Here is a 22,692-nt window from a genome sequence, read left to right as displayed (position 1 = left end):
CATTCCGCAAGGCCTCGGCAGAGGCCGCGTTGTCATGAAAGTTTGATCCAAACGTCACAGATCCTTTGTGGCACCCCTGCTAGCTGCCCCCGAAAAAACCGGGGGACCGCTCTGCATGCTCGTCATCGACAAGCTGACCAAGCGCTTTGGCGCAAACACGGCCGTAAGTGCCGCCAGCTTCACCGTGGACCAGCCGATGATGATCGGCATCATTGGCCGGTCGGGCGCGGGCAAGTCGACTCTTCTGCGGATGCTCAACCGGCTGACCGATGCCTCCGAAGGCGCGATCCGTTTCGAGGGGCGCGATGTGCTGGGGCTCAGCGGCGCGGCCCGCCGGGGATGGCAGGCCGACTGCGCGATGATCTTCCAGCAGTTCAACCTCGTGCCGCGGATGGACGTTGTCTCGAACGTGCTGCACGGCACGCTTGGTCGTCGCTCGACGCTGTCCACCTTCTTCAACCTCTACCCGCGCGACGACATCCACCGCGCCATAGACATTCTTGACCGGCTCGGTATCGCCGAGCAGGCGCCAAAGCGCGCCGAGGCGCTGAGCGGCGGGCAACAACAACGCGTGGCCATCGCCCGCGCCCTGATGCAGGACCCCAAGATCATTCTCGCCGACGAGCCCATCGCCTCGCTCGATCCGATGAACGCCCAGGTCGTCATGCAATCGCTGCGCCGCATCCACGAGGAAGACGGTCGCACCGTCATCGCCAACCTCCACACGCTCGATACCGCGCGGCGCTATTGCGACCGGGTGATCGGCATGCGCGACGGGCGGATCGTGTTCGATGGCACACCCGAGCTGCTGACCACCGACATGGCGCGCGAGATCTATGGCGCCGACGAGAGCTTCAGCGAAGAGGCGACCTCGACCGAGATCCGCGACCACGACCCGCAAGCCGCGATGCGCGGGGCGATGACGCCCCCGCCCGTGCGCGCCTGAGTTTCCAACCCGCCCCGGCAAAGCCAAAGGGCACAAAGACCAAACCGGAAAGAGAGAGACAGATGAAACACCTGATTGCTGCCGCCCTGGCCACGACCGCGCTCGCAGGCGCCGCCACCGCCCAGGACATCACCGAGTTCAACATCGGCATCCTTGGCGGCGAAAACGCCCAGGACCGGCTGAACAACCACGAATGCCTGAAGGCCTACACCGAAGAAGCCCTCGGCGTGCCGGTCAAGCTCTTCGCCCCGGCCGATTACAACGGCGTGATGCAGGGCCTGCTCGGCGGCACGCTCGACATGGCCTGGCTCGGCGCCTCCTCCTATGCCGGCGTCTACCTGCAAGACCCGGAGGCCGTGACCCCGGTGCTCGTCAAGATCAACCTCGACGGCTCCTACGGCTACCACTCCATCGGTTTTGCCCGCAAGGACAGCGGCATCACCTCGCTGGCCGACATGCATGGCAAGACCTTTGGCTTTGGCGACCCCAACTCCACCTCGGGCTACCTGATCCCCTCGGTCGAGATCCCCACCGCCGGTGAGGGCATCACCATGGAGAGCGGCGAGTACTTCGGTGAGGTCAAGTTCACCGGCGGCCACGAGCAGACCATCGTTGCTGTGAACAACGGCGACATCGACGCCGGCGTGACCTGGGCCGACGGCCAGGGCGAGTGGGAAGACGGCTTCAACTCCGGTGCACTGCGCAAGGCGGTGGACGCGGGCCTGATCGACATGAACGAGCTGGTCGAGATCTGGCGCTCCAAGCCAATCCCCGAGGGCCCGATCGTGCTGCGCACCGCGCTGCCCGAAGAGGTGAAAGTGAAGATGACCGCGCTGGTCGATGGCCTCTATGACGTGGATCAGGAGTGCACCTACAACATCTCCGCTGGCGAGAGCCTCGGCTTCGACCCGATCGACCATGCCGCCTATGAGTCGATCGTCGCCGCCCGTCAGGCGAAGAGCAACTAAGCGGCCCCGCCGCACCGGCCCCGCCCGACATCCGGGCGGGGTCATCCTTTTCAGGGCATCCCAATGGCAGATATCTCGCAGCATGGCCCCAAGGGGCTGGACGCCACCCGCGCGCATTACCTTGCGCTGGTGCAGAAGCGCCGCCTCTATGGCGGGATCACGTTGGCGATTTTCGGGCTGCTGCTGGTGTCCGGCTTCATGCTGGCCGACGAGCGCAACGCGGGCGGGTTCTGGAACGGGCTGCCCCATATGTTCGACTTTCCGGCGGATGTGGTGGCCGACACGCTGCCGCGCCTGCATCTGCTGCCCGAACACCTGCTGAACTACCTTCCGGCGCTGCTGGAAACCATCAACATCGCCGCCGTCTCCACCCTGCTGGGCGCGGTCGCGGCGATGGTGTTTTCTCTCCTTTCCACGCGTGGCCTTGCCCGCTGGCCTCGCGCAATCCCCCTGTTCCGGCGGATGATGGACATCATGCGGGCGGTGCCGGAGATCGTGATCGCGCTGATGCTGATCTTCGTGCTCGGCGGCGGGCCGGTGCCAGCGATGATCGCGATTGCCTTCCACACCGCCGGGGCGCTGGGCAAGCTGTTCTCGGAGGTGGCGGAGAATGCCGACCTCAAGCCGGTGGAGGGGCTCTCTTCGGTGGGGGCTACGTGGACCCAGCGGATGTGGCTGGGGGTGATCCCGCAGGTGGCGCCCAACTGGCTGAGCTACGGGCTGCTGCGGTTCGAGATCAACATCCGCGCCAGCGCCATCCTCGGCTTCGTCGGGGCGGGGGGCATTGGCTACGAGCTGAAGAACGCGATGAGCTGGGGGCAGGGCAAGTTCGATGAAGCGGCGGCAATCTTCATCCTGCTGTTTCTCACCATCGTCCTGTTCGACCAACTCTCCAGCATGGCCCGCCACAAACTCGCAGGCCCGGGAGCGCACTGATGGACCTTGCCGCACGATACGCCGAGGCCGAGACGGCCATCTCCCGCAAGAAGCTGCTGGCCTTCGCGGTGCCGGGGCTGATCCTGCTTTACTTCATCTACATCTTCTTTGCTTTCGACGTGCCGGGCCTGATCGACCGGGCTCGCCCCGAGAACGCGCAGATCCTTCTGCGGGACACGTGGAGCTACAAGACCCATGTGACCCGCGACAACCGCAATGGCGAGCTGAGCTACGCCGTGGAGGGCGAGCGCAAGGGGGCCTACCCGGAGGGCGAGCGGCCCGATTGGGTGAGCGGCAGCGGCGAGACCACGGTGATCGACCTTGGCCGGGGCCGGGTGGCGACATTTCTGCCCGGCAATGCGGTGGAGCTGGTGATTCCGGGCGAGCGCACCATTGAAGCGCGGCTCGACGGGCGGCGGGTGGTGACAAACCTCAGCGAGCCTTACCCCGATTACGTATCGTCCTCGAACTCCCGGCTTCAGGTGACGCTGCCGGGCGCACGGCTGACATTCACACGGTCGCGCAGCGAGACCTTCCGCTATTTCACCGGATGGGAGCTCTTCTTCTTTACGCTGGACAGCCCCTATCACGGGCACGGCTTGGGCAGGATCTTGTTTGGCGCGCAGATCGACCCGGAGCGGGGCAACCTGGCCGGGGCGTGGCATGACTTCTGGCAGAACCCGATGTGGATGCATTCGGCGGTCGCCTGGGCGATGTTCGAGACCGTGCTGATGGCCTTTCTGGGCACCTTCGGCGCGGCGATCATCTCGCTGCCCATCGCCTTCATGGCAGCCAAGAACTTTGCGCCCTTCGCCGCCGTGCGCTTCGCTTTTCGCCGGGTGTTCGACTTTTTGCGCGGGGTAGACGGGCTGATCTGGACGATCGTGCTGAGCCGCGCCTTCGGGCCGGGGCCGCTGACCGGAAGCCTTGCCATCTTGCTCACCGACACCGGCAGCTTTGGTAAGATGTTCTCGGAGGCGCTGGAGAACGTGGACAAGAAGCAGATCGAAGGGGTGGCCAGCACCGGTGCGGCGCGGCTCCATCGCTATCGCTTTGGGGTGATCCCGCAGGTGGCGCCCGTGCTGTTGAGCCAGGTGCTTTATTATCTGGAGTCCAACACCCGCAGCGCCACGATCATCGGGGCGATCACCGGCGGCGGGATCGGGCTGCTGCTGACGCAGGCGATGATCACCCAGAAGGACTGGGAAGAGGTCACCTACTACATCGTGCTCGTGGTGCTGATGGTGATGCTGATGGACAGCCTCTCGGGCTGGCTCCGGCGGCGGCTGATCAAGGGTGCATGAGGGCGCGGGGCCCCGCGCAAGGGTTTGCCATGAAACTCTCTGAACATGAGCCGGTCATCGAACCGGAGTGCGCTATCGAGGGCTCCACGTTTGGCCGGTTCTGCGAGGTGAAGCGGGGCAGCCGGGTGGCGTGGTCGGCGTTTGGCGATTACGCCTATTGCGACCGGTATTGCGACATCGCCAATGCGAGCGTCGGCAAGTTCTCCAATATCGCGAGCTTCGTGCGGATCGGCGCGACGGATCACCCGCTGGATCGGGCCTCGTTGCACCACTTCATGTATCGCTCGGCGGCACTCTGGGACGATGCCGAGGACGATGCCGCATGGTTTGACGCCCGCCGGGCGCGGCGGACGGTGATCGGGCATGACACGTGGATCGGCCACGGCGCGATGGTGAAGCCCGAGGTGACGGTGGGACACGGCGCGGTGGTCGCGGCGGGGGCGATCGTGACGAAGGATGTTGGCCCCTATGAGATCGTCGCGGGCAACCCAGCGCGGGTGCTGCGGTGGCGCCAGCCGGAGGCGGTGGCTGAGCGGCTCATTGCGCTGGCGTGGTGGGACTGGTCGCATGACGCGATCCGGGCGGCGCTGGAGGATTTTCGCGGGCTGAGTGCCGAGGCGTTCTTGGAGAGGTACGAGTAGCGCATGGCGTGACTGCGCACCCTATGGGGTGTCGTCATGGCTGACCGTCAGCACGACCCGGTCGCCGGCGAACCATGTTTCCCCGTGTTCCACCGGGCGGCCATCGAGATCTCGGTTGAGGCCGGTGGTCTTGAGCAGCGGGTCGCCCTCTCGGACGGCGAGGTGCAGGGCCTGTGTGGCGCTGGCGCGCTCGGCGGTGAGGCGGGTTTCGGCGCGGATATAGTCCGACAGGCCTTCGAGCCGGAGCGCCTCGGTGACGGAACTGGTCTCCTCCAGCCGCGCGGCGAGGCCGGGGAAGCGGGCGGCAGGGAAGGTGGAGGTGAAATGGGCGATGGGGCTGCCGGAGGATAGGGATAGACCCTCGTAGACCACTACCTGCGCGTTCGGGGCGAGGCCGAGCGATGCGGCTTCGGCCTCGGTCGGCGGGCGGGTTTCGACCCGGAGCACGCGCTTTTCAGGCAGGCGGCCAGAGGCGCGGATGTTCTGGTGAAAGCGCACGCGGCGGCCGATGGGATATTCGGTCGGCGGGGCCTCGACGAAGACGCCGGAGCCGCGTCGCGAGCGCACAACCCCGGCCTCGGCCAGAGCGGCCAGCGCGTGGCGCACGGTGTGGCGGTTCACCCCGAAGCGGGCGGCGAGCGCGGCCTCGGTCGGCAGTTTGTCACCGGCGCGGTAGAGGCCCTGAGCGATTTCGCCCTCGAGGGTGGCGGCGATGGATTTCCAGACGGGTGTGCGGGCCATTTGTTACCGAAGTTTCATGAAGGGGCACTGGACGCGGAGGGCGACTCAGGCGTATGATTTGTCTAGTTGTATAGATTCCTAGACAAATCGGCAAGTTGTCTCATGAGCGAAGAGCGCAAGACATGGATGGGCACCCTGGCCACCGCGAAACCGGCGGACCTGAAGGCGGCGGTAGACACGCTGGGCGCGTTGCCCGGTTTCAGCTGGCTGCGCCGCCCGGAGGTGGGCGGGGTGATGGTGCCGGGCCGGATGGGCGGCACGGGCGCGGCCTTCAATCTTGGTGAGATCACCGTCACCCGCTGCGCGCTGAAGCTGGAAAGCGGCGAGGTGGGGCATGCCTATGTGCAGGGCCGCGACAAGGCCCATGCCGAACGGGCGGCGCTTTGCGATGCGCTGATGCAGACGGGGCGGGCGGACGATGTCAGGCGCCTCGTGCTGACCCCGCTGGCCGCGGCCCGGGCAGAGACGCGGCGGGCCCGCGCGGCACGTGCGGCGGCCACGAAGGTGGAGTTCTTCACGATGGTCAGGGGAGAGGACGCATGATTGCGCTCGAGGGCGGCTTTGCGGATGCGCCGGTGGAGGGCAGCCGGGCCTTTCGCGCGGTGCTGGAAGCGATGGCCCGGCCCGGACGGATCGAGGCGGTGACGGGTGCGCAGGCACCGGGCCTCTCGGTGGCCGCCTCGGTGGTGGCGCTCACGCTGATCGACGGAACGACGCCGGTGTTTTTGGCTGAGGATGTGGACAGCCCGGCGCTGCGGCAATGGCTGGCCTTTCATACCGGCGCGCCGGTGGTGGCGCGCGGCGCGGCTATGTTCGCACTCGGCGGCTGGGCGGCGCTAGGGCCTCTCGGGAAATTTGCTCAGGGCACGCCCGAGTACCCCGACCGCTCGGCCACGCTGATCGTGGAAGTGGAGCGGCTGGAGAATGCGGGCGCAAGGCTCACGGGGCCGGGGATCGAGCGGGAGGCGTGGTTGAACCTGCCGGAGGTGGAGCCTTTCGTGGCCAACCGGGCGCAGTTTCCGCTCGGGGTGGACTTCATCTTCTGCGCGGGCGACCGGCTGGCCGGCCTGCCGCGCAGCACGCGGGTGGAGGGCTAGGCGATGTATGTTGCGGTGAAAGGCGGCGAGCGGGCGATTGATGCGGCCCATGAGTGGCTGGCCGAGGAGCGGCGGGGCGATGTGAGCGTGCCCGAGCTGAGCGTGGCGCAGATCCGCGGGCAGATGGCGCTGGCGGTGAACCGGGTGATGGCGGAGGGCTCGCTCTATGACCCCGACCTTGCGGCGCTGGCGATCAAGCAGGCGCGGGGTGACCTGATCGAGGCGATCTTCCTCATTCGCGCCTATCGCACCACGCTGCCGCGCTTCGGCTCGGCGGAGCCGGTGGAGACCGGCGAGATGGCTTGCGACCGGCGGATCAGCGCGACCTTCAAGGATGCGCCGGGCGGGCAGGTGCTGGGGCCGACGTTCGACTATACCCACCGGCTGATCGACTTTGCCCTGGCGGCCGAGGGTGAGCCGCCCGCCGCGCGAGAGGCGCTGGCCGAGGAGGCGCCGATGCCCCGCGTGACCGAGATGCTTGGCCGTGACGGGTTGATCCAGCAGGAGGCGGCGAGCGAAGAGGTCCCACCCGACCTGACCCGCGCGCCGCTGGAGTTTCCGGCCGGGCGGCCGCTGCGACTTCAGGCGCTGACCAGGGGCGACGAGGGCTTCGTGCTGTCGATGGCCTATTCCACCCAGCGCGGCTACGGGCGCAATCACCCCTTCGTGGGAGAGCTGCGCATCGGCGCGGTGCCGGTGGAGATGGAGATCCCCGAGCTGGGGTTCTCGGTGGAGATCGGGGAGGTGGTGCTGACCGAGTGCGAGACGGTGAACCAGTTCACCGGCAGCAAGACCGAGCCGCCGCAGTTCACCCGTGGTTACGGGCTGGTCTTTGGCCAGACCGAGCGCAAGGCGATCTCGATGGCGCTGGTCGACCGGGCGCTGCGCTGGGAGGAGCTGGGGGAGGACAACCTCGGTGCTCCCGCGCAGGATGAGGAGTTCGTCATCGCGCATTCCGACAATATCCAAGCGACGGGCTTTCTGGAGCACATCAAGCTGCCGCATTACGTGGATTTTCAGGCCGAACTTGAGCTGGTGCGGAAGCTGCGAGCAGAGGCGACGGCCGGGCAACAGCAGGAGGCGGCGGAATGAGCCTAGCGGGTCTTCGTCAGGGCAAACCAGAGCACCCCGGCCACGGCGAGGCCGGAGAAAAACCCCATGAGGTAGCTGCCGATATCCATATTGCGGCTCCTTTCAGCAAGGAAAACGCAGGCATGGACGAGAGTGTTCCGGGCGGGGCCTACAACTTCGCCTATCTCGACGAAGAGACCAAGCGGATGATCCGCCGTGCGATCCTGAAGGGCATCGCCATCCCCGGCTACCAGGTGCCCTTTGCTTCCCGCGAGATGCCCATGCCTTACGGCTGGGGCACCGGCGGGGTGCAAGTGAGCGCGGCCTGCCTCACCCCCGACGACAGCTTCAAGGTGATCGACCAAGGCGCCGATGACACGACGAACGCGGTCTCCATCCGCAAGTTCTTCGAGCGGACGGCGGGGGTGGAGACGACCGAGCGCACGGCAGAGGCCACGGTGATCCAGACCCGCCACCGTATCCCCGAGACGCCGCTGACCGAGGGGCAGATCCTCGTGTATCAGGTGCCGATCCCAGAGCCGCTGCGCTTTTTGGAGCCGCGCGAGACCGAGACGCGCCGGATGCATGCGCTGGAGGACTACGGGCTGATGCACGTGAAGCTCTACGAGGACATTGCCCGCCACGGCGAGATCGCCACCGCCTATGCCTACCCGGTGAAGGTGGAGGGCCGTTACGTGATGGACCCGAGCCCAATCCCCAAGTTCGACAACCCGAAGATGGAGATGGCGGCGATTCAGCTTTTTGGCGCGGGCCGCGAGCAGCGGATCTACGCGATCCCGCCCTATACGCAGGTGGTGAGTCTCGACTTCGAGGATCATCCCTTCGTTGCGGGCAAGGCGCCGCACGATTGCGCCCTCTGCGGCGCTTCCGACACATACCTTGACGAGATCATCACAGATGACGCGGGCAGCCGGATGTATGTCTGCTCCGACACCGACCATTGCGCCACCCGGCAGGAGGCAGCCGCATGACTCCGCTCCTCTCAGTTCAGGGAATCCGCAAGACCTACGGCTCCCGCATCGGCTGCACCGATGTCTCTTTCGATCTCTACCCCGGCGAGGTGATGGGGATCGTGGGTGAGAGCGGCTCGGGCAAGTCCACGCTGCTCTCCTGCCTTGCTGGGCATCTGACGCCGGATCAGGGCAGTGTGGTGTTCGACACCCGCGCCGAGGGACCGCGCGATACGGTGACCATGAGCGAGCCGGAGCGGCGGATGCTGGGGCGGACGGATTGGGCCTTTGTGCATCAGAACCCGCGGGACGGGTTGCGCATGAGCGTCAGCGCGGGGGGCAATGTGGGCGAGCGGCTGATGGCGGTGGGGGCGCGGCACTATGGCCAGATCCGCGAGACGGCGACGGACTGGCTGGGCCGGGTCGAGATCACCGAAGACCGGATAGACGACCGCCCACGCGCCTTTTCGGGGGGCATGCAGCAGCGGCTCCAGATCGCCCGCAACCTCGTGACCGGGCCGCGGCTGGTGTTCATGGATGAGCCGACCGGTGGACTGGATGTGAGCGTGCAGGCGCGGCTGCTCGACCTGCTGCGCAGCCTCGTGCGCGAGATGGGGCTTTCGGCGCTCATCGTTACTCATGACCTCGCCGTGGTTCGCCTGCTGGCGCATCGGCTGATGGTGATGAAATTGGGCCGCGTGGTCGAGACCGGGCTGACCGACCAGGTGCTGGACGATCCGCAGCATCCCTATACCCAGCTGCTCGTCAGCTCCGTTTTGCAGGTGTGACATGATCGAACTTCGCGACGTTTCAAAGAGTTTTACCCTGCACAATCAGGGGGGTGCAGTGATCGAGGTGATGCGCGGGGCCTCGCTTAAGGTGGCGCCGGGCGAATGCGTGGCGCTGACCGGCGAGAGCGGGGCGGGCAAGAGCACGCTGATGCGGATGATCTGGGGCAATTACCTTGCCGCCTCGGGTAGCATCATGGTTGGCACAACGGATGTGGCCCGCGCCGAGCCGCGGGAGGTGCTGGCATTGCGGCGGGAGACCCTTGGCTATGTCAGCCAGTTCCTGCGCGTTGTGCCCCGGGTGCCGACCCGCGAGGTGGTGGCCGAACCCCTGTTGGCGCTGGGCCGCAGCAGCGAAGAGGCGCTCGGTCGGGCGGAGGAGTTGCTTGAACGGCTGAACATTCCGCGCACGCTTTGGGGCCTGTCGCCCACCACTTTCTCGGGCGGCGAGCAGCAGCGGGTGAATATCGCCCGCGGCTTCGCCCACGCCTTTCCGGCGCTGCTGCTCGATGAGCCGACCGCCTCGCTCGATGCCACCAACCGCGAGGTCGTTCTGGCGCTGATCGAAGAGGCCAAGGCGCGGGGCGCGGCGATCGTGGGAATCTTCCACGATGAGGAGGCGCGGGGCCGGGTTTGTGACCTGGTGGTCGATGTGACGGGGTTCACCCCGGCGAGGGCGGCATGAGTATTTTTGCCGTCGTCGGCCCCTCGGGCGCGGGGAAGGACACGCTGATGGCGGCGGCCAAGGCAGCGCGGCCGGAGGTTCACCTGACGCGGCGGGTCGTGACCCGCGCGGCCGCCACCGGAGAGGACCATCGCCCGGTGACGGAAGACAGTTTTCGCCAGCTGCGGGCCGACGGGGCCTTTGCGCTCAGCTGGTCGGCGCATGGCCTCTCTTACGGCATCCCACGTGAGGCTGCCGAGCGGGCGGCGCGGGGCGAGACCGTGCTGTTCAACGGATCGCGCGCCATGCTGGGGGCCGCCGCGGCGGCCTTTCCGGGCCTCCGGGTGCTGCATGTGACCGCCTCGGAAGAGGTGCTGCGTGCGCGGCTCACCGCGCGGGGCCGCGAGAGCGCGTCGCAGATCGAAGGACGGCTGGCGCGCGCGAACCTGCCGCTGCCGGAGGGCCTCGACGTGACCACCATCGACAATTCCGGCGCGCTGGAGGAGGCTGTGGCCCAGCTCCTCGCCGCGCTGGACCTCAAGGAGACCACCCCGTGATGGATATGCAAGCCCCTGCGGAGACCGTTCTGACCAATGCCCGGATCGTGCTGGAGGGTGAGGTTGTGCAGGGTGCCGTGCGGATGCAGGGCGGCGAGATCACCGATGTGTCCACCGCGACAGCGATCGGGGAGGATATGGGCGGCGACCTACTGATCCCCGGCCTGATCGAGCTGCACACCGACAACCTCGAGCGCCATATCCAGCCGCGCCCGCAAGTGGACTGGCCGCATGATGCCGCGATCCTCGCCCATGACGGCGAGTTGGCCAGCGTCGGCATCACTACGGTGTTCGACGCGCTGCGGGTTGGCTCGATTCCGGATGCCAAAACCGGATACGGCGAATATGCCCGCAGGCTGGCCAGCGAGCTGATGCAGCTGCGCGGGGCCGGGGCGTTGCGGATCAGCCATTTCCTGCACCTGCGGGCCGAGGTGTGCTCAGCCACGCTGGCCGAAGAGCTCGATGCCTTTGGCCCTGACGACCGGGTCGGCATTGTCAGCCTGATGGATCACACCCCCGGCCAGCGCCAGTTTGCCGATATCGACCAGCTGCGTGCCTATGTGCAGGGCAAGCGCGGGCTTTCGGATGCCGAGTTCGAAGCGCACGTGACCCAGCTCAAGGCGTTACGCGAGACCTATGGCGAGGCGCATGAAGCGGCCACGGTGGCGGCGGCGGGGCGGTTCGGCGCGGTGCTGGCCAGCCATGATGACACCACGGCGGCCCATGTGGCGACCTCGGCGGGCTATGGCATCCGGCTGGCGGAGTTTCCCACCACCGAAGAGGCCGCCCGCGCCTGCCACGCCCATGGCATCGCGGTGATGATGGGCGCACCCAACCTGATCAGGGGCGGCTCGCACTCCGGCAACGTGGCGGCGCAGGCGCTGGCCGAGGCGGACCTGCTCGATATCGTCTCTTCCGACTACGTGCCTTCGGCGCTGCTGACCTCCGCGTTCCGGCTTGCCGCGCTGTGGGATGACCTGCCGCGCGCGGTGGCCACGGTGACCTCCACCCCGGCCCGCGCCACGGGCCTCAGCGACCGGGGGCGGATCGCGCCGGGGCTGAAGGCCGATATGGTGCGAGTGTCGCTGCTCGGCGACACGCCGGTGATCCGCGCAGTCTGGAGCCACGGGCGGCGGGTGGCCTGAGGCGCGGCCTAAGGGGTAATCAGCGGCAGCGAGGTGATCTGGCGGGAGAGGCCGGGCGCGAGCGGGTAGAGTGTGGCCTGAAGCGCGTGGTAGATATCCGGCTTGCCCTTGAACTGGGTCTCGACCGGCTTGCCCTTGGCGTTCAGCGCCGGATACCAGCCGCCGCGCTTGTGGTCGATGAAGTGCTCATGAGCGAAGGTCCAGAGCCTGCGATACCACTCTTCGTAGATCTCCTGCGGGTCGAGCTTGATCAGCGAGGCCAGCACGCCGATGCCCTCCGTCACCGGCCACCAGTAGCGGTCGGTCAGCAATGGGGCGCCGTCGAAATCCACGGTGTAGATCAGCCCGCCGTCGTCGGCCCAGCCATCGGTGAGGGCCTGCTGCGCGAGGTCGTGGGCGACGGAGGGCGCCTCGTTCTCGGGGCGGCCGGAGAGATCCCAGTGTTGGAGCAGGAGGCGGGCGAATTCGAGGCTGTGGCCGGGCGTGGTGCCTGCGGGGCGGAACATCGGGTCGCCATCGTAGCCAAGGTCGACTGACCAGTCGGGGCCATAGTGCTCGGGGATGCGCCAGCCGTAGGCCGGGGCCATCTGGCCGAGGAAGAAGCCGAGGATGCCGCCTGCGCGGTTGAGGTAATCTTCCCAGCCGGTGGCCTCATAGGCGGCTAGGAGGGCCTCGACCCCGTGCATGTTGGCGTTCATGCCGCGGTAGCTGTCGAGCGGGCTCCAGTCCGGGCCGAAATCGGCGCCGAAGAGGCCCGGCTCCTCCTCCCAGAAATGGTCTATCAACACCTGCGAGGCCTGATCGATCAGCGGCTGGCCGCCGGGGTGGCCGATGAGGTGGGCGGAGGAGGCGGCGAGCAGCACGAAGACATGGCCATAGGCCATGCGCCGCCGATCGGAGGGGGCGGAGCCCTCGGCGCCCCAGGCCCAGCCCTCGCCATCGGCATGGCCTTGGGCGAGGTATTGCATGCCGTGATCGACCATGTCGGCCCCGCCCGCGCCGCAGAGCTCGGCCATCGCATAGGTGTGGATCATCCGGGTGGTGCTGTGCAGCTCCTGCAGCTGGCTGCGCAGGGGTTTGCCCTTCCAATCGAGGGTGTGAAAGCCGCCGTCCTTGCGCTTGGCCTTGCGGAAGAACTCGAACTGCTTGAGGGCGTCCGCCGCGAGCCAGTCACGGTGCGCCTCGTTTTCAAGCCAGAAGCCCGGTGCATCGGCGGGGCCAGGGCCGGTGGGGCCGCTTCTTGCGAGGAGCTTGCCGGGGCCTTTCATGACAGCTCGTAGACCGAGATTTCGACCCGGATGGCACGGCGGCCACCGATGCCGATGAAGAGCTGGCGGTTGACCCATGCGTAGCGCGGATCGCCCGTTTCAAGGCGGCAATGGGTGCGCATGTAATACTCCGCCGGGTCGACATCTTCGCCCGCCGCGACGCGGGCCATCACCTCGGGCGGGCCGTGGCGGAGGCCGAAGTTGATGATCTCGATCACCGCGCCGTCATGGGTGCGCATGGCGTAGCGCGTGTCGAGTTCGGCGAGGCCGCTATCGAAGATGGTCTGCCAGTCGGCGCCGAGGTTGAGGACTTCGCCGCAGATACGCTCGCCGGTGACGGTGCCGCCGATGATCGGGATGATCCGGCGCTGCCCGGCGCGGCCCGGACCCATCTCCATGATCGGGTCCAGCTCGACGCGCAGGTCGAAGGCGTGGGTCAGCGGGGGCGGGTCGAAATACATGGGTGCTCCTCGGGCGGTCTCCTCGGAGCGCGACCCTAGCGGGGTGGAACGGGGAGGGGAAGCGGGGCCCTCAGCGGGCGAGCCAGCCGCCGTCGACGTTGATGACCGCGCCGTGCAGGTAGTCCGAGGCGGGCGCGGCGAGGAAGACGGCAGTATCGGCGATATCTTCGGGCTGGCCCCAACGGCCTGCGGGGATGCGCTCCAGAATGGCCTTGTTGCGCTGCGCGTCGGCCCGCAGGGCCTCGGTGTTTGCGGTTTCGATGTACCCCGGCGCGATGGCGTTCACGTTCACGCCCTGCGCCGCCCATTCATTGGCCATGAGCTTGGTCAGCCCTGCCACGCCGTGCTTGGAGGCGGTATAGCTGGGCACCCGGATGCCGCCCTGAAAGCTCAGCAAGGAGGCGATGTTGATGATCTTGGCGGGGCGCTCCTCGGCGAGTGCGGCCTTGGCGAAGGACTGGCAGGTGAAGAAGAGAGCCTTCAGGTTCACGTCGATCACATCATCCCAGTCGGCCTCTGTGAAATCGACCGCATCGGCGCGGCGGATGATGCCGGCGTTGTTGACGAGGATGTCGTAGCCGGCACCGGTGAAGGTGTCGCGGGCCGCCATCGGGTCGGCGAAGTCGAGCAGGAGTTCGTCGCCGCCGCCGATCATTTCCAGCGTCTCACCGCAGCCCCGCCGGCCCGCGCAGGTGACATGGGCGCCCGCGCGGGCCAGACCCAAGGCGATGGCCTGGCCTATGCCGGCGTTTGCCCCGGTGACGAGCGCCTTGCGGCCTTCAAGTGAAAATCGGTTCATCCTGCCCTCCATTGCGGCGCACCATGGCGGCGCGGGCGCGGGATGGCAACGGTAGTTGACAGCGCGGCGGCGGGCAGAAAGTTTCGGCCGGGGAGGGCCGCCATGAAGATCGACGCGCATCAGCATTTCTGGAAGATCGACCGGGGTGATTACGGCTGGATGGACGAGAGCGTGGCCGCGATCCGGCGCGACTACGGCCCCGAGCATCTGGCGCCCTTTGCAGAGGCCTGCGGCGTGGGCGGCACGGTTCTGGTGCAGGCGGCTCCGACGGTGGCGGAGACCGAGTTTTTGCTCGCGATCGCCGAGGAGAGCCCGCTGGTGCAGGGCGTGGTCGGCTGGATCGACCTCGAGGGCGACGTGCCGGGCCAGCTTGCCCGCATCGCCCATCCGGCGCTGAAGAGCCTGCGCCCGATGCTGCAGGATATCGAAGACACGGAGTGGCTGCTGCGGCCCGCCGTGGTCGAGGGGCTGCGCTATGTGGCCCGCGCGGGGCTGCGGTTTGATGCGCTGGTGACACCCCGGCACTTGCCGATGCTGGAGCGCTTCGTGGCCGATGTGCCCGAGCTGCCGGTTGTGATCGACCATTGCGCCAAGCAGGTGTTCGACGGCACCGATCCGGGTGCGGCGTGGCGCGAGGGGATGGCGGCGCTGGCGGCGCATCCGCAGGTGCATTGCAAACTTTCGGGGCTGGCCAATGAGTACGGGCCGGGCTGGGGTGCCGAGACTTTGCGCGAGGTGGCGGGCCATGTGCTGGATGTCTTCGGCCCGGCTCGCGTTATGTGGGGCAGCGACTGGCCGGTGCTGGAGCTGGCAGGCGATTACGAGGGCTGGTTTGCCGCGGCGCAGGTGCTCACGCGGGGGCTTTCTGAGGCCGAGCGGGCCGATGTGTTCGGCGGTACGGCGACACGGTTTTACGGGTTGGATGGATAGGGAGGCGCGCATGCAGCGGATGGGATTTGTGATCGGGATCGCGGCGGAGAATATCCCCGAGTACAAGCGGCTCCACGCCGAGATCTGGCCAGAGGTGGCCGAGCGGATCAAGGCGTCGAACATCACCAAATACTCGATCTTCCTGCGCGAGCCGGAGAACCTGATGTTCGGCTACTGGGAATATGTCGGCGAGGATTTCGAGGCCGATATGAAGGCCATCGCCGCCGATCCGAAGACGCGGGAGTGGTGGGCCGTTTGCGGGCCGATGCAGAGACCGCTGGAGAGCCGGGAGGAGGGCGAGTGGTGGGCCGGGATGGAGCAGGTGTTCTACCTGCCGTAGCTCACCCTGGGCGGTACTCGCGGTTGGCTTCCGGATCTTCGGTGGAATAGCCGAGGTTTTCGAGCTCGTCCCAGACCTCGGCGGGAATATCCCACTCGGCCCAGCCGACGGTTTGCGCCACCCGCTCGGGGCTGGACACGCCGATGACGGTGGAGGCGATGCGGGGGTCGCGGAGCGAGAATTGCAGCGCCACGGCGCCGGGCGGCACCTGATGGCGGGCGCAGACCTCTTCGATGGCGCGGACGGGGGCGAGCGCGTCGTCATCGGCCTTCTGATAGGTGATCTGCGGCATGACAGCCGAGCCCTTGGCCAGCACGCCGCCGGCGTAGGGTGCGGCGTTCAGCACCGTCATGCCAGCCTCATGCGCCCAGGTGAACATCTCGTCGGCCGCGCGGTTGAGCAGGGTGTAGCGGTTGTGGTTGAGGATCACGTCGAAGGGGCGCTCCTTGACCAGCGGAAACATGATGTCGAGCCGGCCCATCGCGAGGCCGACCGCACCGGCGATGCCTTCGTCCTTCAGCTTGAAGAGCTCGTCCAGCGCGCCGCCCTTGCCGCGGATTTCATCGAGGTCGCGGGCGTGCTCGGGGTCGTGCAGGTGCAATACGTCGACCCGGTCGACGCCCAAGGCTGTGAGGCTCTCCTCGATCGACTCGCGGACGCGGGCCGCGTCGAACCGGCCGGTCTCCATGTCACGGTCGAGCTTGGTGGCGAGCACGAAGCCTTGCGGAAGGCCGCCGCGCTCGGCGATCGCTGCGCCGATCCGCTCTTCGGAACGGCCGAAGCCGTAGTTCCGGGAACTGTCGATGAAGTTGCAGGGGCCGTCGAGAATGGCGCGGAGTGTGGCGGCGGCGCGGTCTTCGCTCACCGCGTAGCCGTAGGTATCGGGCATGTCGCCAAGAGCCGAGGTGCCGAAGCAGATGGAGCTGACGGCGGGGCCACTGGGGCCGAGTGTTCTGGTGGTCATCGCATCCTCCCTTGCGCCCGATGGTTCTAGCGCAGGCCGTCCGGCTCGGACAGGGGGCAGGGGCGCATGGTATACCAAAAACTGAAATTTTCACTTTCCTCCTGCTGGCAGAAAGGCTTCTATGAGCCGGCAACCCGCCGTGCCGGACCGGCTCTTGAGGAGGAGACCGCGGCAGCAGAAGGCGGGTGCAACGGGAGGATCACAATGAGCGAAATGGCGCGCGCGCCCATCGTCGAGTTGACGGGAATCGGCAAGTCCTTTCCGGGCGTGCGGGCGCTCAACGAGGTGAAGCTCGACCTTTATCCCGGTGAGGTCGTGGCGCTGATGGGCGAGAACGGCGCGGGCAAATCCACCCTGATGAAGATCATGACCGGCGTGTATCAGCCCGACGAGGGGGAGATCCGCGTCGATGGCGAGCGCGTGACCCTGCCGGGACCGACGGCGGCGCAGGACCTCGGCATCAGCATCATCCATCAGGAGCTTTTCCTGATGAACCATCTGACGGCGGCGCAGAACATCTACATCGGGCGCGAGCCGCGCAAGGGGATGGGGATGTTCGTGGACGAGGCGAAGATGAAGGCGGATGCCGCGAAGATCTTTGCCCGGATGAAGGTGGATATCGACCCCGGGCAGGAGGTGGGCGAGTTGACGGTGGCCCGCCAGCAGTTGGTGGAAATCGCCAAGGCGCTGAGCTTCAACGCCCGCGTGCTGGTGATGGACGAGCCGACCTCGGCGCTGAACGAGCGCGAGGTGGAGCACCTGCACACCATCGTCGATGACCTGAAAGCGCAGGGCGTCGGGATCATCTACATCACCCACAAGATGGCCGAGGTGAAGCGGATCGCCGACCGGATCATGGTGATGCGCGATGGCGAGTACATCGACACGCTGCCAGCCGCCGAGACCTCGCTGGATACGGTGATTCAGATGATGGTGGGCCGCGAGCTGGCCAGCCAGCACCGCGCCGGCGGCGAGGCGCAGGCCGAGGAGGTGCTGCGCGTCGAGGGGCTGAACCGGGGTCGGATGGTGGAGAACGTCAGCTTCTCGCTGCGCAAGGGCGAGATCCTCGGCTTCGCTGGCCTTATGGGCGCGGGGCGGACGGAGGTGGCGCGGGTGATCTTTGGCGCCGATCCGCTGGAGAGCGGCACGATCCATGTGCATGGCGCCCCTCGGCAGATCGACAGCCCGAAGGACGCGGTGGAGAACGGCATTGCCTATCTCTCAGAGGACCGGAAGCAGTTTGGCCTCGTGACCGGCATGACCGTGCGGGACAACATCACCATGCCCTCCTGGAAGCGCTTCATCAAAGGGCGGTTCTTCATGCGGGACGGGGCGATGAACAAGGTGGCCCGCGAATACGTGGCCAAGCTGAAGGTCAAGACGCCGACCATCGATCAGGAGACGAGGCTGCTCTCGGGCGGGAACCAGCAGAAGGTGGTCATCGCCAAATGGCTGCTGCGGGATTGTGACATCCTGATCTTCGACGAGCCGACGCGGGGCATCGACGTGGGCGCCAAGGCTGAGATTTACACGCTGCTGGAGGATCTGGCGGCACAGGGCAAAGCGGTGATCGTGATCTCGTCGGAACTGGAGGAGGTGCTGCGGCTCTCGCAGCGCATTCTGGTGATGTGCGAGGGCCGGATCACCGGTGAGCTGGATGGCCGGACGGCCACGCAGGAAGACATCATGACGCTGGCGACAGTGCGCCATGACGAGGTTGCCTGACAGGGGCGCGATAGGGGACGACGCAGAATGACAGAGGCCGCAACAGCCACACCCTCAGAGCAGGCCCGCAAGGGGCTGATGACCGTTGGCACCCTGCAGAAGGCGGTGGCCTTCGTGGTGCTCGTTCTGCTGCTCGGGTTCTTCTCGATCTTCGCGCCGAACTTCGCGCAGTGGTCGAACATGGTGAACATCATGCAGGCCACGGCAGTGAACGGTGTGCTCGGCGTGGCGGTGACCTTCGTGATCATCACCGGGGGCATCGACCTGTCGGTGGGCACGATGATGACCCTTACGGCGGTTGTTGCGGGCCTGATCCTGACCAACCTCGGCCTGCCGCTGCCGCTGGGCATTGCGGGCGCGGTGCTGTTCGGCGGGTTCATGGGCTCGATCTCGGGCTTTTCGATCGCCAAGCTGAAGATCCCGCCGTTCATCGCCACGCTGGGCATGATGCAGATCGCGCGGGGGCTGGCGCTGGTGTTCTCGGGGGCCAAGCCGATCTACTTCAACGACACACCAAGCTATTATTACATTGCCTCAGAAAGCTCGATTTCGCTGCTGATCCCGGGGCTGGAAATTCCGAACGGCGTGCTGATCATGTTCGGCGTCGCCATCATCTCGTCCATCGTGCTGACCCGCACCATCCTTGGCCGCTACATCTTTTCGCTCGGCTCGAATGAAGAGGCGGCGCGCCTTTCCGGCGTCAACGTCGACCTGTGGAAGATCGTGACCTATGGCGTCAGCGGCATGATCTGCGGCGTGGCTGGGCTGCTGATTTCGTCGCGGCTCAATTCGGCGCAGCCTGCCCTCGGGCTTGGATACGAACTCGATGCCATTGCCGCGGCGGTGATCGGGGGCACCTCGCTCTCGGGCGGGCGCGGCACGGTGCTGGGCACCATCATCGGCGCTTTCATCATGTCTGTCCTGACCAATGGCCTGCGGGTCATGGGGGTGCAGGAAGAATGGAAGATCGTCATCACCGGCGTGATCATCATCGCCGCCGTCTACGTAGATATCATGCTCCGCAAGAAGGGCTGATCCCGGGAGGAAACGGGGCGTCCGGGCGCCCGCATGTTGAAACGGTTATCTGGGAGGAAACCACCATGAAGAAACTGATTGCGGCCCTCAGCGCGGCCACCGTTCTGGCCGGCCCCGCTGCCGCGCAGGACACCTATTTTCCGATCATCGCGAAGGGCTTCAGCCACCAGTTCTGGCAGGCGGTCAAGGCCGGGGCCGATGCCGCCGCCGAGCGCAATGGCGTGAGCATCACCTTCGAGGGGCCGAACACCGAGGCTGAGATCGACAAGCAGACCGACATCCTGAATGCCGCCATCGCCAAGAAGCCGCAGGGCCTCGGCTTTGCCGCGCTCGACAGCCAGGCCCAGGTGCCGGCGCTGCGCAAGGCGGCCGATGCGGGCATTCCGATCGTGGCCTTCGACTCGGGCGTGGAATCCGACCTGCCGCTGACCACCTGCACCACCGACAACCTCGCCGCCGCCGCCGCTGGCGCGGACGGGCTGGCAGAGGCGATTGGCGGTGAGGGCAAGGTGGCCGCGATCATTCACGACCAGACCTCGGCCACCGGCATCGGGCGGCGTGACGGCTTCCTCAACCAGATCGAGGCGGCTTATCCGAATATCGAGATCGTCGATGTGCAGTATGCCAACGACGCGCTGAAGGCGACCGAGACGGCCAAGGCGATGCTGCAGGCCAACCCTGACCTGAAGGGCATCTTTGCCTCCAACGAGGGTGCGGCCATCGGCCTTGCGGTGGCGATCAAGGAGAGCGGCTCCGATATCGTTGGCGTGGGTTTTGACTCCGGCAAGAGCCAGAAGGACGCGATCCTCGACGGCACGCTGCGCGGCTCGATCACCCAGAACCCGGTGGGCATTGGTGAGTGCGTGGTGGACTCGCTGGCAAAGGCGATGAAGGGCGAGGAGCTGCCCGAGGTGATCGACACCGGCTTCTACTGGTACGACAAGGACAACATGGACGACCCGCAGGTCGCCGCCGTGCTTTACGACTGATCGCCGCTCACGGCATCAACGGCCCTCTCCCGCCGCGTGCGGGGGAGGGCTTTTTGTTGCGCATGTGAGGCTCAGGCGGCGTGAAAAATGAAGGACCGCATGGAGACGGAGCCGAGATCGATGGCGTCGGTCATCCATGTCAACTCGTCGCCCGCGCCTGCTGCCCCTGCGATGGTGAGCGCGGGCAGGTAATGGTCGTGGCTCGGGTGGGCCATCTTGAGCAGGCTGCCCAGTTTCTCGCGGTCGGCCAGCGTGGCCATGTCGCGGGCCTCCAGCCGGTCTGCGAAAAGGGTGTCGAACTCTTCGGCAAAGTCGAGCGGTGCGCCGCCGGGGCGCATGGCCCGCAGGTTGTGGACGACGTTGCCGGAGCCGAGGATCAGGACGCCACGGTCGCGCAACTCGGAAAGCAGCGCGCCGATTTCGAGCTGGTCGGAGAGTGGGGCCGTCATGTCTATCGAGACTTGAAACACCGGCACGTCGGCGCCGGGGTAGAGGAATTTCAGCACCGCCCATGAGCCGTGGTCGAGGCCCCAGCTTTCATCGCTTTCGCCGTGGTGGCTGGCCAGCAGGCTGGTGACCTCCCGCGCCAGTTCGGGTGCGCCGGGCGCGGGGTACTGCATGTCGTAGAGCGGTCCGGGGAAGCCGTAAAAATCATGGATCGTCTCGGGCTTGGCCTCGGTCGCGACCAGCGTGGTTCCCTTGCTCATCCAATGGGCCGACACCACGAGGATCGCCTTGGGGCGGGGCAGGGTGCGGCCCAGCTCGCTCCATGCGCGGCTGTAGTCGGTGTCTTCCAGTGCGTTCATCGGGCTGCCGTGGCCGAGGAAGACCACGGGCATCCGGTCGGACCGGGCGAGGCTGTCGCGCAAGCGGCGCAGATCGGTGACAAAGCTCATGGGGCGGCTCCAATGGGTGCAGGCCCAGTATAGGCCCTGTGGCTCATTAGGATAATAGGTTCGGTGAGGCGCAAAAGGGGCGTATCAACACAGCACTATCGGCAAATGTGCACATATGAAATTTCTGCGACGGAGTTGCCGCGGTGCAGCGTTTGATATCCAATATATCCGAATACTCTTCCCCTCAGGTGATTACATGTCCGATCCGAAAGCGGCGCCGCGCCGCCCCTCCACCCTTCTGGCCGCCGCCTTGGCGGCGCTCATCCTCGCGCTCGCCGTAGCCGTTGCCAATGCACAGGGCATGCCGCCCGGCGCAGGCGGGCGCGCGCCGACGGAAGTGGGGGTGATGGAGTTGGAGGAGGCCAATGTGCCCTTTTCGGTGACCCTGCCGGGCCGGGCGGTGGCCAGCGCGCAGACCGAGATCCGCCCGCGCGTGGGCGGCATGGTGGAAGAGATACTCTATGAGCCGGGCCGGCGGGTGGAGGCGGGCACGCCGCTGTTCAGCCTTGAGCCCGACAGCTACGAGGCGGCCTTTGCCGCAGCCGAGGCCGAGCAGGCCAGCGCCGAGGCGGCGCTGAGCACGGCGCGGGCCACGGTGGAGCGCTACGAACGGCTTGAGGGCGTGGGGGCCACGGTGTCGGAGGTGCAGACGGCGCGGGCCAACGTGGCCTCCGCGGAAGCGGCGCTGAAGAGTGCCGAGGCCGCGGTGCAGACCGCCCAGCTCGACCTTGACCGCGCGGTGCTGAAAAGCCCGATTGCGGGCGTGGTGGATGTGGCGGCGGTTTCGGTCGGGGCCATCGTTACGGCCAACCAGACCGATGCGCTCACCACGGTGACCCAGCTCGACCCTGTTTACGTGGACGTGGTCGAGAGCGCTGCCCGGATGACCCGCATCCGCGAGCGGATCGACAGCGGGGCGATGCAACCCGGCGACCGGCTGGAGGCCACGCTGACGCTGGAGAGCGGCACCACCTACGAGGGCATCGGGCGGCTGGTGTCGCCGGGCACGAGCGTCTCGACCACCACCGGCTCGATCGACGTGCGCTTCGAGTTCGACAATGCCGAGCGGATGATCCTGCCCGGCCAGTTCCTGCGGGTGCAGATCGTTGTCGGAACGCAGCGGGCGGTGCTGGTGCCGCAACGGGCGACCACCCGGCAGGCCGATGGCACGCTCACCGTGTTTCTGGCGGTGGACGGCAAGGCGAGCCAGGTGGAGCTGGAAACCTCCGGCACCCATGAGAACGCGTGGGTGGTGACCTCGGGCGTGGAGGCGGGCGATCAGGTGATCCTCGACGGGCTCTCGAACCTTTCGGACGGGGCCGAGATCAGCCCTGTGCCGGTGACCATCAGCGCGACGGGCGTGGTGGAAGATGCGGTGCCCGCCGATGCGGCTGAGGAAGCTCCCGCCGAGCAGGCCGAAGAGGCCGCCTCCGAGGCACAGGCCGAAGGCAACTGA

25 protein-coding genes are annotated in these 22,692 nt (G+C 66.8%); 19 read left to right on the top strand and 6 right to left on the bottom strand.

Going from position 1 to position 22,692, the window contains the following annotated elements; translation table 11 throughout:
- Positions 1-115 precede the first annotated feature (115 nt).
- The 5 genes from phnC (at position 116) to KUV38_RS12575 (ending at position 4,795) form a co-directional block, all read left to right on the top strand.
- Positions 116-946, top strand: coding sequence for a phosphonate ABC transporter ATP-binding protein (phnC, locus tag KUV38_RS12595; RefSeq protein WP_222470380.1), 831 nt, complete (start codon positions 116-118; stop codon positions 944-946).
- Between the two features lie 62 nt (positions 947-1,008).
- Positions 1,009-1,914 carry a phosphonate ABC transporter substrate-binding protein gene (gene phnD / locus KUV38_RS12590; RefSeq protein WP_222470379.1) on the top strand — a complete coding sequence of 302 codons (906 nt, stop codon included), beginning with the start codon at positions 1,009-1,011 and terminating at the stop codon, positions 1,912-1,914.
- A gap of 63 nt (positions 1,915-1,977) precedes the next feature.
- On the top strand, positions 1,978-2,850 hold the full coding sequence (gene phnE / locus KUV38_RS12585) for a phosphonate ABC transporter, permease protein PhnE (protein WP_222470378.1): 873 nt from the start codon (positions 1,978-1,980) through the stop codon (positions 2,848-2,850).
- The gene (phnE, locus tag KUV38_RS12580) at positions 2,850-4,154 is read left to right on the top strand and encodes a phosphonate ABC transporter, permease protein PhnE (RefSeq protein ID WP_222470377.1); all 1,305 of its coding nucleotides are present in this window, start codon (positions 2,850-2,852) and stop codon (positions 4,152-4,154) included. The genes phnE (KUV38_RS12585) and phnE (KUV38_RS12580) overlap by 1 nt, the downstream gene beginning before the upstream one ends.
- A 29-nt stretch (positions 4,155-4,183) precedes the next feature.
- A complete protein-coding gene (locus KUV38_RS12575) occupies positions 4,184-4,795 on the top strand; it encodes a chloramphenicol acetyltransferase (protein ID WP_222470376.1) in 612 nt (203 codons plus the stop codon).
- A gap of 21 nt (positions 4,796-4,816) precedes the next feature.
- Here the strand turns inward: KUV38_RS12575 and phnF are convergent, their stop codons facing one another.
- A complete protein-coding gene (gene phnF / locus KUV38_RS12570) occupies positions 4,817-5,536 on the bottom strand; it encodes a phosphonate metabolism transcriptional regulator PhnF (RefSeq protein WP_222470375.1) in 720 nt (239 codons plus the stop codon).
- A gap of 102 nt (positions 5,537-5,638) precedes the next feature.
- On the opposite strand from phnF, the gene phnG reads away from it, so the two are divergent.
- From phnG to KUV38_RS12530, 8 genes are all read left to right on the top strand, one after another.
- A complete protein-coding gene (phnG, locus tag KUV38_RS12565; protein ID WP_222470374.1) occupies positions 5,639-6,079 on the top strand; it encodes a phosphonate C-P lyase system protein PhnG in 441 nt (146 codons plus the stop codon).
- The gene (gene phnH, locus KUV38_RS12560) at positions 6,076-6,633 is read left to right on the top strand and encodes a phosphonate C-P lyase system protein PhnH (RefSeq protein ID WP_222470373.1); all 558 of its coding nucleotides are present in this window, start codon (positions 6,076-6,078) and stop codon (positions 6,631-6,633) included. Before phnG ends, phnH begins: the two co-directional genes overlap by 4 nt.
- A 3-nt stretch (positions 6,634-6,636) precedes the next feature.
- On the top strand, positions 6,637-7,725 hold the full coding sequence (locus KUV38_RS12555) for a carbon-phosphorus lyase complex subunit PhnI (RefSeq protein WP_222470372.1): 1,089 nt from the start codon (positions 6,637-6,639) through the stop codon (positions 7,723-7,725).
- 122 nt (positions 7,726-7,847) lie between these two features.
- The gene (locus tag KUV38_RS12550; protein WP_222470371.1) at positions 7,848-8,696 is read left to right on the top strand and encodes an alpha-D-ribose 1-methylphosphonate 5-phosphate C-P-lyase PhnJ; all 849 of its coding nucleotides are present in this window, start codon (positions 7,848-7,850) and stop codon (positions 8,694-8,696) included.
- Complete coding sequence (phnK, locus tag KUV38_RS12545; RefSeq protein ID WP_222470370.1) at positions 8,693-9,463, top strand: phosphonate C-P lyase system protein PhnK; 771 nt, start codon at positions 8,693-8,695, stop codon at positions 9,461-9,463. Before KUV38_RS12550 ends, phnK begins: the two co-directional genes overlap by 4 nt.
- A gap of 1 nt (position 9,464) precedes the next feature.
- Positions 9,465-10,148, top strand: a complete 684-nt coding sequence (phnL, locus tag KUV38_RS12540) for a phosphonate C-P lyase system protein PhnL (protein WP_222470369.1) — start codon at positions 9,465-9,467, stop codon at positions 10,146-10,148.
- A complete protein-coding gene (gene phnN, locus KUV38_RS12535) occupies positions 10,145-10,684 on the top strand; it encodes a phosphonate metabolism protein/1,5-bisphosphokinase (PRPP-forming) PhnN (protein ID WP_222470368.1) in 540 nt (179 codons plus the stop codon). Before phnL ends, phnN begins: the two co-directional genes overlap by 4 nt.
- On the top strand, positions 10,684-11,829 hold the full coding sequence (locus tag KUV38_RS12530; RefSeq protein WP_261385217.1) for an alpha-D-ribose 1-methylphosphonate 5-triphosphate diphosphatase: 1,146 nt from the start codon (positions 10,684-10,686) through the stop codon (positions 11,827-11,829). Before phnN ends, KUV38_RS12530 begins: the two co-directional genes overlap by 1 nt.
- 8 nt (positions 11,830-11,837) lie before the next feature.
- Here the strand turns inward: KUV38_RS12530 and KUV38_RS12525 are convergent, their stop codons facing one another.
- From KUV38_RS12525 to kduD, 3 genes are all read right to left on the bottom strand, one after another.
- On the bottom strand, positions 11,838-13,097 hold the full coding sequence (locus tag KUV38_RS12525) for an AGE family epimerase/isomerase (protein ID WP_222470367.1): 1,260 nt from the start codon (positions 13,095-13,097) through the stop codon (positions 11,838-11,840).
- A complete protein-coding gene (locus KUV38_RS12520) occupies positions 13,094-13,558 on the bottom strand; it encodes a DUF3237 domain-containing protein (RefSeq protein ID WP_222470366.1) in 465 nt (154 codons plus the stop codon). Before KUV38_RS12520 ends, KUV38_RS12525 begins: the two co-directional genes overlap by 4 nt.
- A 70-nt stretch (positions 13,559-13,628) precedes the next feature.
- Positions 13,629-14,357, bottom strand: a complete 729-nt coding sequence (kduD, locus tag KUV38_RS12515) for a 2-dehydro-3-deoxy-D-gluconate 5-dehydrogenase KduD (RefSeq protein ID WP_222470365.1) — start codon at positions 14,355-14,357, stop codon at positions 13,629-13,631.
- A 102-nt stretch (positions 14,358-14,459) separates the two neighbouring features.
- On the opposite strand from kduD, the gene KUV38_RS12510 reads away from it, so the two are divergent.
- Positions 14,460-15,287: an amidohydrolase family protein gene (locus tag KUV38_RS12510; protein WP_222470364.1), complete on the top strand. Its 828-nt coding sequence runs from the start codon at positions 14,460-14,462 to the stop codon at positions 15,285-15,287.
- 10 nt (positions 15,288-15,297) lie between these two features.
- Positions 15,298-15,627, top strand: coding sequence for an L-rhamnose mutarotase (locus tag KUV38_RS12505; RefSeq protein WP_222470363.1), 330 nt, complete (start codon positions 15,298-15,300; stop codon positions 15,625-15,627).
- 1 nt (position 15,628) lies between these two features.
- Here KUV38_RS12505 and KUV38_RS12500 read toward each other — a convergent pair whose 3' ends face one another.
- A complete protein-coding gene (locus KUV38_RS12500; protein WP_222470362.1) occupies positions 15,629-16,591 on the bottom strand; it encodes an aldo/keto reductase in 963 nt (320 codons plus the stop codon).
- A 204-nt stretch (positions 16,592-16,795) separates the two neighbouring features.
- Between KUV38_RS12500 and KUV38_RS12495 the strand changes: the two genes are divergently transcribed.
- The 3 genes from KUV38_RS12495 to KUV38_RS12485 all read left to right on the top strand — a co-directional run bounded on the left by KUV38_RS12495 (position 16,796) and on the right by KUV38_RS12485 (position 20,340).
- The gene (locus tag KUV38_RS12495) at positions 16,796-18,316 is read left to right on the top strand and encodes a sugar ABC transporter ATP-binding protein (RefSeq protein ID WP_261385216.1); all 1,521 of its coding nucleotides are present in this window, start codon (positions 16,796-16,798) and stop codon (positions 18,314-18,316) included.
- A 27-nt stretch (positions 18,317-18,343) separates the two neighbouring features.
- Positions 18,344-19,351 carry an ABC transporter permease gene (locus KUV38_RS12490; protein ID WP_222470361.1) on the top strand — a complete coding sequence of 336 codons (1,008 nt, stop codon included), beginning with the start codon at positions 18,344-18,346 and terminating at the stop codon, positions 19,349-19,351.
- A 65-nt stretch (positions 19,352-19,416) separates the two neighbouring features.
- Complete coding sequence (locus KUV38_RS12485) at positions 19,417-20,340, top strand: ABC transporter substrate-binding protein (RefSeq protein WP_222470360.1); 924 nt, start codon at positions 19,417-19,419, stop codon at positions 20,338-20,340.
- 71 nt (positions 20,341-20,411) lie between these two features.
- On the opposite strand, the gene ygiD is transcribed toward KUV38_RS12485, so the two are convergent.
- Positions 20,412-21,236: a 4,5-DOPA dioxygenase extradiol gene (gene ygiD, locus KUV38_RS12480; RefSeq protein WP_222470359.1), complete on the bottom strand. Its 825-nt coding sequence runs from the start codon at positions 21,234-21,236 to the stop codon at positions 20,412-20,414.
- 196 nt (positions 21,237-21,432) lie between these two features.
- Here ygiD and KUV38_RS12475 point away from each other — a divergent pair, with 196 nt between their 5' ends.
- Complete coding sequence (locus KUV38_RS12475; RefSeq protein WP_222470358.1) at positions 21,433-22,692, top strand: efflux RND transporter periplasmic adaptor subunit; 1,260 nt, start codon at positions 21,433-21,435, stop codon at positions 22,690-22,692.

This window comes from Vannielia litorea, from assembly GCF_019801175.1.
Taxonomy (GTDB): Bacteria; Pseudomonadota; Alphaproteobacteria; order Rhodobacterales; family Rhodobacteraceae; genus Vannielia; species Vannielia litorea_B.
The sequence above is the reverse complement of the archived record's forward strand: the minus strand, read 5'-3'. Positions and strand labels throughout refer to the sequence as shown.